This window comes from Planctomycetia bacterium (assembly GCA_034440135.1).
In the GTDB taxonomy this organism is placed as follows: Bacteria; Planctomycetota; Planctomycetia; order Pirellulales; family JALHLM01; genus JALHLM01.
Map to the genome: position 1 here is coordinate 1 of JAWXBP010000021.1, position 7,979 is coordinate 7,979.

Annotated in this window: 10 protein-coding genes; 5 read left to right on the top strand and 5 right to left on the bottom strand. The window is 57.9% G+C overall.

Features of this window, described 5'->3' with window-relative positions:
• From SGJ19_01190 to SGJ19_01205, 4 genes are all read left to right on the top strand, one after another.
• Window positions 1–442 (top strand): DUF1080 domain-containing protein (locus SGJ19_01190; GenBank protein MDZ4778850.1); only part of this gene is annotated, 442 nt, incomplete at its 5' end.
• 309 nt (window positions 443–751) lie between these two features.
• On the top strand, window positions 752–940 hold the full coding sequence (locus tag SGJ19_01195; protein ID MDZ4778851.1) for a hypothetical protein: 189 nt from the start codon (window positions 752–754) through the stop codon (window positions 938–940).
• Between the two features lie 86 nt (window positions 941–1,026).
• The gene (locus tag SGJ19_01200) at window positions 1,027–1,530 is read left to right on the top strand and encodes a hypothetical protein (GenBank protein ID MDZ4778852.1); all 504 of its coding nucleotides are present in this window, start codon (window positions 1,027–1,029) and stop codon (window positions 1,528–1,530) included.
• A gap of 121 nt (window positions 1,531–1,651) precedes the next feature.
• Window positions 1,652–2,683, top strand: a complete 1,032-nt coding sequence (locus SGJ19_01205; GenBank protein ID MDZ4778853.1) for an NADP-dependent oxidoreductase — start codon at window positions 1,652–1,654, stop codon at window positions 2,681–2,683.
• 249 nt (window positions 2,684–2,932) lie between these two features.
• Here the strand turns inward: SGJ19_01205 and SGJ19_01210 are convergent, their stop codons facing one another.
• Window positions 2,933–3,928: a PEP-CTERM sorting domain-containing protein gene (locus tag SGJ19_01210; GenBank protein ID MDZ4778854.1), complete on the bottom strand. Its 996-nt coding sequence runs from the start codon at window positions 3,926–3,928 to the stop codon at window positions 2,933–2,935.
• Window positions 3,921–6,398: a hypothetical protein gene (locus SGJ19_01215; GenBank protein ID MDZ4778855.1), complete on the bottom strand. Its 2,478-nt coding sequence runs from the start codon at window positions 6,396–6,398 to the stop codon at window positions 3,921–3,923. The genes SGJ19_01210 and SGJ19_01215 overlap by 8 nt, the downstream gene beginning before the upstream one ends.
• 279 nt (window positions 6,399–6,677) lie before the next feature.
• Between SGJ19_01215 and SGJ19_01220 the strand changes: the two genes are divergently transcribed.
• Window positions 6,678–6,842 (top strand): hypothetical protein, encoded by a 165-nt coding sequence (locus SGJ19_01220; protein MDZ4778856.1) that lies wholly within the window; start codon window positions 6,678–6,680, stop codon window positions 6,840–6,842.
• A 106-nt stretch (window positions 6,843–6,948) separates the two neighbouring features.
• On the opposite strand, the gene SGJ19_01225 is transcribed toward SGJ19_01220, so the two are convergent.
• From SGJ19_01225 to SGJ19_01235, 3 genes are all read right to left on the bottom strand, one after another.
• On the bottom strand, window positions 6,949–7,185 hold the full coding sequence (locus SGJ19_01225) for a hypothetical protein (GenBank protein ID MDZ4778857.1): 237 nt from the start codon (window positions 7,183–7,185) through the stop codon (window positions 6,949–6,951).
• 86 nt (window positions 7,186–7,271) lie between these two features.
• The gene (locus SGJ19_01230; protein ID MDZ4778858.1) at window positions 7,272–7,715 is read right to left on the bottom strand and encodes a hypothetical protein; all 444 of its coding nucleotides are present in this window, start codon (window positions 7,713–7,715) and stop codon (window positions 7,272–7,274) included.
• 2 nt (window positions 7,716–7,717) lie between these two features.
• The coding region (locus SGJ19_01235; protein MDZ4778859.1) for a hypothetical protein at window positions 7,718–7,979 on the bottom strand (262 nt) is incomplete at its 5' end.

Sequence of the window (7,979 nt, forward strand, 5' to 3'; positions counted from 1 at the left end):
CCGCTTCGATCGCAAGCTATCTGATTTTCGATTGTCGCTCGAATATCGCCTGGCAGCCAAAGGGAATAGTGGCATCGGCATCCGGAGTGTGCCCTTCACCGGTCCAGCGAAGACTCGTCCCTCGTTCGCTGGCTATGAGTTGCAGCTTCTCGATGACCATGGAAAACCGCCGACCACGAAATCGACGATGTCGCTCTATCGCTACGTCGCTCCCACGGTAAGTGCCGCCAAGCCTGCTGGAGAGTGGAATGAGGTCGAGATCGAGTGTCTTGGCCCCATCATTCGCGTCCGGTTAAATGGCCAGCAAGTGCAAGACATCGATCAGTCAACGGTCGAGGAAATCAAAGCAAAGCCGCTTGTTGGATTTGTGTCACTGCAGTGCCATGGTAGCCGCGTCGAGTTCCGCAATTTGACGCTGGAAATGTTCGGTTTACGACCGTAGCTGTTCAGCGTCTGGGAAAGCCGACGCCCGTACAATGTGCCCCTGGGACAGCGGCGATGGTCATCGGCACGAAGGCGCTCGGCTCCGGCGCGAGCACCGCTACCGCGCTGGCATAGTCGGACGACCATCGGCTTAATCGGCTCGCGAGTTGGTAGTCGCCCACGAACACCGAGGGCAGTACCGTATTGCTGGGGCCTTCCTCGACGTTCTACATTCACGCCGCACTTGGCTAACTCGGCATCTATTAGTTGACATCGCCACGCTCTATACTGCCAAGCCGTACTCCCCTTCCCGCACCAAGAGCTGCAAATGGCCAAGAAGAAAGCACGTCCGGCACGTAACCCCTGGTCGGCGTCCGACATGAAGATGCTGCGCAAGTTGGCGGGCAAGTCCTCGACCAGAGAGATTGCCAAGCAGCTTCGCAGGACGGCAGGAGCCGTTCAACAGAAGGCTGGGAATGAGGAAATCTCGCTGGCGGTGAAGAAGCGCAGGAAGTAGTAGGTACAGCATGGTCAGGGGGATCGCCGAGTCGATTTTGACGGACTCTTGTTCCGCGCGACGGTGAGTCCAGGAGAATTCGAGCCATGATGCTTCGCCTGTCGCAAAAGTTAAGCTCGAAAATCAAGGTGAAGGCGCTGCGAGAGCGGCCGTTGGAAGGCAATCCCTATGCGGACTGGTCTTGCCACGTCTTTACGGCGAACCGGGCTCAATACATCATCGCGACCAATACCGCATCGCTCTACTCGTGCCTCGTCCACGGCAAAGGTATCACCAGTGACCGGACTTGCATTGACCGGATGTTCGCCTGCGTGCGCGAGTTCACGGAGGTTGACGGGCAAGCCTTCCTGTATCAGAAATTCATCATGGCCTCGTGCGAGCGCGTGACGTTCGCAAAGCCTTGGAGTCGGTCGGTGACCGGTTCGATGAACGACTTAATCCACTGCGCTAAAGTGTGGCTAGTCGACGAAGAACTTTCGCCATTCGACGTTGGCTTCAAACTTAACGACATGCCGATGGGAGCGCTTGACTACGCTAAACCGAGAGAAGCGTTCAAGCAGCTCGCGACGGAACGGTTCGAGAAAGCTTGAGCGTTTTTCGTTAGCTATGTGGTGCAGGATGTCGCTTTCATGCGTCGCGGAGTTGGGTGAAGCACTGTTTGGCTGACAATAGTCGGAGTCGATTGAGCAAGCGTCTTGCCTGGAAGATTTCATGCCTGTCAAAAATCAGCAGATCCGTCTTGTTTCCCGGCCCAACGGTGAACCAACGCTGGATAACTTTGAACTGGTCGACGGTGCCGTTCCTTCCCCGCAATCGGGTGAATTGTTACTGCGGGCCGTTTATCTCTCCCTGGATCCGTACATGCGCGGTCGCATGAATGCCGGCAAATCCTACGCCCGGCCTGTGGAACTCGGTGAGGTGATGGAAGGCCGCGCCGTCGCGCAGGTCGTAGCGTCGAATGTGCCGGATTTTCAAGCGGGCGAGTTCGTGCTGAACAATGCCCAAGGCTGGCAAGAATATGCTTTGTCGAGCGGCTCGGGACTACGCAAGATCGATCGCTCTGCAGGGCCGCTCTCTTATGCATTGGGCGTTCTTGGCATGCCAGGACTCACGGCATACACCGGCCTAGCGAACATCGGTCAGCCGCAGCCTGGCGAGACCATTGTCGTGGCAGCAGCATCCGGCGCGGTCGGCTCGATCGTGGGGCAGATTGGCCGGATCAAGGGCTGCCGCGTCATCGGCATTGCCGGGGGCGCGGCCAAATGCCGCTATGTTCAAGAGGAATTAGGTTTTGATGCGTGCCTCGATCATCACGAGCCGAATCTGGCCGAACGGCTGCAGGACGCCTGTCCCGACGGGATTGATGTCTACTTCGAGAATGTCGGCGGACAGGTGTTCGAAGCGGTGCTGCCGCTCTTGAATGACTTCGCGCGAGTTCCCGTGTGTGGCCTGATCGCCCACTACAACGCTACCGGCCTGCCACCCTGCCCGGATCATCTCCCGCAGTTGATGCACCTCACGCTGACAAAGCGACTCACATTGCGAGGCTTTATTGTCTGGGACTTCGCTTCGCAGTGGCCGCAGTTTGTCACGGACATGAGCCAATGGTTGCGCGAGGGACGGGTGAAGTACAAAGAAGACATTACCGCTGGGTTGGAGAATGCTCCACGAGAGTTGATCGGATTGCTGCGCGGCGAGAACTTTGGCAAGAAGATTATCCGGGTCAGCGAGCCTGATGAGTGAGCAAACCCGCGAGCTACACAAAAGTAGTTGGATGCCAGCGCGGCACGTTTTGCAGATGGAAACGTCATTGGTTGTCGCCTTTGCCCAGAGGGCGTCTTTGAGTATGGTGATCTCGCGCGTTGCGTGTTGACAAGACGCAAATGTAGCCAATACCTAGCCAACGGGGCGCACGTTGGCGGAACGCTAAACAGTCTTGGACAAATGGCCGTCCAGCCAATGACGGTGTCGGCGGTTGTTCAACTGCGCCCGTTACCGACGCTTCCGTTGCCAGATGACGCCGGCCAACCCGATCAATCCGATGGTTGCGAGGGCGTAAGTGTTCGGCTCGGGGACGGGATTGGCGTTCCCGATACCAAAGTTGTTACGCACGTTATTGAGGTCGCTGATGTCGACGGTGCCGTTGTCGTCGGTATCTCCAAGGCCAGTTCCGCCGAAGTTATTGCGGACATTGTTAAGATCTTGGATGTCGACCTTTTGGTCACCATTCGTGTCGCCAAGCAGGCCGTTGGTCGTGGAGAGCACAACGGCTGTCCTGCTGTAGTCAATGGACCAGAACTGGCCGACGGGAAGAGCCGGTAAAGCTAGATTGCCAAACTTTCCGGAAAGTCCGCCCGAGGCGCTGACGATGGTGAACGAATCACCGAGGAGCGGCGTGAATCCGCCGAACAGAAAAACATTCAAAGTGCCGTCGAGCGACACACTCCCGCTGGCCGACAACTGATCCCAATCGCCTCGATTGGTTCCCGCAAGTTCGATTTGCAGCGCGGCCGACGGTCCTTGAAGGTAATCGCCAGCCACACTTAGAACACCCGGGGAATAACCTGGCCGCACGGTGCCTTGGTTCTCCAGGTCGACTCCCAGAATTCCACCGGCCGTAAGGCTGGCCGTTAGATCGATGACCAACGTGCCATTTCCCTCAAAGGTTGCGTCCGGCCTGATAATCGCCCGGCCTTGCAGGTGCAGGTTCGTAAACAGCCGCGTCACGCTGCCAGGTAGAAAATCGATCACCGCGGAATCGATCGTCGCAGTGTTTGCCGGATTGATGGCAGTCAGCAGTCCATTTTGGAGAAAGCGCGTCGCGGACAAGGGATTGCTTGAACTCAACAGCGCCGTGCCGTTGTGTTGCAGAGTGCCAGGGCCGGTGAAAGTTCCGCCCAAGTAACTTGCCGCGCCGTTTACATGCAACGTGGAGCGGGCATCAATGGTTGTTTGTTGCGTGCTTTGAAACACGACGTCGCTATCCAAGTGCGCCGCTCCACCAGTGACGTTGATCCGTCCGCCCGGTGAGCGCCTGCCCGTCAACGCGCGGGGCCACGATACCGCCGGCCAATTCGAGTACCCCCGGATGTTGGATGATCTGGGCAGCGGGCAGCGCCCAACCGGCGTCCGTATTGACGACTAACTTGCCGCCGTCGAGTCGCAAGGTGCCGCGGAATTGATTGTTCGCATTGCCCGTGCCCGACGAGTTTACCGTGAGCGTGTCGCCCCGAGTGACGGTCAACGTATTGAGGTCCAACCCGAGGCTATTGCCCCAGGAAAAGGTCTTGGTATCAATCGTCGTATCGGCCGTGACCGTGATATCTCCGCGTTGGACTAACGTGCCTAAACCGCTCACGCTGCCGCCGCCCAAGGTGGTCTTTCCCGCGAGGAAGAGCTTGGCATCCGCGCCAAATGCCACCACTTGAGCGGTCGGCATCACGACGAGGTCGCTTTCGATGAACGCGTCACCGCCGGAGGCAATGATCCAATGTCGTGCGGTCAGCGGCGTGCCGCGCACGGTCGGCGTCGTCGCCCCCGAATGAATAAGTGAGAGAATCCCACCTGCCGTAGTCGCGGTCGCTCCGCCTAACTGCCACCCGTCGGGCGAATTGACTTGCAGAATCGCGCTGTCGACGGTCAGTTGACCACGATACGTGCCGACAACGTCGCTGTTGACTTCGAGGGTTGAATTCGGACTGATCCGCAAATCGTTGGATTGCGATGGCGTACTATTGCCCCAATCGAGGGTCTGCACGTCCAGTCGGACGTCGCCTCCGCTGACAAGAATATCTCCTTCTTGTTTGAGCACGCCACTGCCAAAAACAGAGAGCCCTCCTTGCAACGTGGTGCCGGCGGGACTGGCCAGCGTCAGGTGGCCGTTGCTGTCCACATAGGCGAAGTCGTTGAGCGTCAATGTCCTTGAGATCACACGGCCGGTATTGCCGAATCCCACTTTAAGGTGCTCGATCGTGACATCGGTATTCGCCCCTTCGCTGGTCAGGTCGCCGCCCAGGCTCACTTCGACCGCGCGCGGAATTGAGAGATCGCGTGTAGCTACCAGACGCCTGCCGGCGTCCACCCGAATGCCACCGCTGGAGTTTTGCGCGATACCTACGCCGAGCTTCAAATCGCCGCTCTCGGCACGCAGGCGACCACTGCCAACTTCATCTGTCGTCAGCAAGAGGATCGAGCCGCTGCCAGTCAGCGCCAGCGTTCCGCCAGCGGTCTCAACTCGGCCGGTGATCACGACTTGTCCGTCGAAATCGGCTTTGCCATGCCCAATCATCTGGCCGCCAATAAACCCACTATTCACAACATTGAGCGTGCCGCCGCTCATTTCCAGCATGCTCTCGTGAGGCACTTCAATCCTGCCCACCGTCGCCGAACCGCCGCTAGGAAGGCGTAGTACATCGCCAGCGCCGTGCAGAGCAAGGCGATTGTCGACCGTCAAGCCATGCGCCCCAGTGCTAACGATGCTGGTGCCGCCAATAAAGAGGTTGTCGGCGTAGCCGGTGTTGGTGAGCGTGATAGTTTCGCCGTGGACCACATAGGCATCGTCGCTTCCGTCCGGCACACGCCCGCCAATCCACGTGCTGGAGGCATTCCAATTGGTGCCGATCCCTACGAATTTACGCTCTAAGTCCACACTGAGATAGTTGCTGTCGCGCGCCGCCACCAGAACGTCCATCGCCGAGGGAAGTGTGCGCATGCCTGGGGGAAGGCTCGGCGACATGAGTGCCATTGTCGGGGCCACGTGGCCATGCTCTTCACCGAAGCCCTCGCTGTCCGGATCATCGAAGTTGCCTTCGACGACTTCCACGCCTACCACGCCGGACAGATCGGCCGGGTAGATTGGGTAGCGCCCGCTCAGCTCATCGCCGCCGACGCCCAAGTCGTGACCCAATTCGTGAAGCACTACGGAGAGCAGGTCAAAATTCTCCATCGCCGCGGTGGGTGCCGTGTCCGTGGGCAACCCAACATACCCAATCTCCAGTGTGCCGGGCACGGGAGCGCCGTCGAACCAGTCGTCAACGCCTTCCGTTGTTCCGGTGAGAAAGCTGCCTTTGCCGGTGCTATAGGTGAACGGACTTCCAAAGTAGAATTCGCTGTGACTCGCTGGGGTGGCATCCACGAACCAATCGGCGTCTGCATTGAAATACAAGTTGTTGTTGCCGAACGGGTCAAGCTTCCAGAGGCCAAGCTGGCCTGATTCCAAATGCGACCAAGAGATGTCGACGTCGTGCGTGCCGGCGGATGGGATCAACTGCTCCCACAGCTGTGCCGCAGCGCTGGCGACGGCCATCAACTTCGTGCCGTTGGGATCGAAACTAGGGTTTTCGTCCAAGTCGTCCCACACCAGCACAATGTCGATCCCGTACCCCTGATTCGTCATCCCCAATCCGCAGGCGAGTGACGCCGCCATCACTACCAAGGAATGCAATAGTTGTCGTTTCATCGTCTTGCCTGTGGAATGGGAGCGGGTAGAGCCGCCGTGCAAGGTTTGGAAACACGAGAGCGGCTGTCGAACGAAAACCGCCGCTGCCTCCAGTAATGCCGCTGGAGAGCCAGTGTGTTACCGAAGGCGTCGGAAAACCACTTCCAAAAGCCCGAATGTGCAAGATTTCCATGTTTCGGCGCGCCCGACGAAGTATTCTCCAATCCCCAAGCGAGAACTTCGGCAGCACATTCCAGCAGCCTGAGTTGCTCCAACCGCTCGTGAAGCTTTGCAGAGAGCATGAACTCAATCGCGCTGAACGCGCAAATTGAGCTGAAATACCTTGCCTCCCGAACGGAGATCGCCGCCCCGCTGCAGCGCGATCCGAAGGCCATTCTCGAAGTTGGCAAAAAGCAGATCGCTGTGCCGGCTGGTAATCGTTCAAGCGAACGAAAAAAGGCGTGACAGATTTCCTACAGCAACCGCTTAGTGAGAGCGATCACGCTGACCAGAAAATCTGACACGCCAAATTCGTCTACCGGTTCTCTTATTTCTCAATTCGAGAAAGTCCTTATTCCTTAATTTCGCCTCGATCCACTTCACGTTGGATGTGCTCGCGAAACTTCGCCGTCAAGTTGTGCAGCTTTTGCAGTTCTTGCTCGACGTCATCACTCGATGCAACCATGGGCACCCACAGGACATTGTTCGTGGTGGGTGCATCTGTCGACGGCCGCCCTTCCTCACGCGGTTCCGCGAGAAATAAGCCATGCTGTCGGAAAAAGTCTTGGGCCTCGGCGGCGTACGCCACAGGGCAAGTAATTCCCAAATTGGGGGCTGAGTCGTAGACGGTAATAAGCTGATCGAGCTAGGTCATGACGAATTCCCCAAGTTGATTCACGTCCGCTCGCGCTGCAGATTGGTTCCCAGAGAAGCCGTCACGACCTTGATATGCTTCCGAATATTCTCAAGCCGCATGGGTCCAATTTCGGACGCGTCCATACGCAGCTGCTCGGCGATGTTTGCCAAGTCCTGGCTAATGGCAATGGCGCTCGGCGGATCACTATTCAAGTGCGTATCAATGGCGTCCAACAAAGCGGAAATGTCCGAAACAATCCCGCTCGGCAATTCAGGCAGCACCTGGCGAATTTCCGCCTGGACTGACGCCACGAGCTTCAGCTGCCCAGCAGAGAGAATCCACTCCTGGATCATGCCTGATTCCGCCACAAACTGGTCGGCAGCTTCGCGAATGTTGCCGGAGTCCGGAACTCCGCCATGGATGTCTTGATCGGCCTGGGGCTCGTGTGGCTCGTGATTCGCAAACGTGGAGTCTATGGACATGGCTACTCCGTCTGAAGTTCCAAAAGCAGTTCGTTTAAGTCGTTGACGACCGTCAGCACCGCGACCACCTCGGCACTTTCTTCCGCGACGAGGTGAAGTACGTCTCGCATCAGCGTGAAGCACTGCACGGTTTGCGTCTTGTTGTGCGCAGGGTCGAGCAGCGCATGGCTGTGTCGGACCATGGCTCTACGCAGCGATAGCGCGACCCGCTGCGGGAGGCTTGGCAGTAGGTTGCTAATGGCGTCCTGCATCCACAGCACCTGA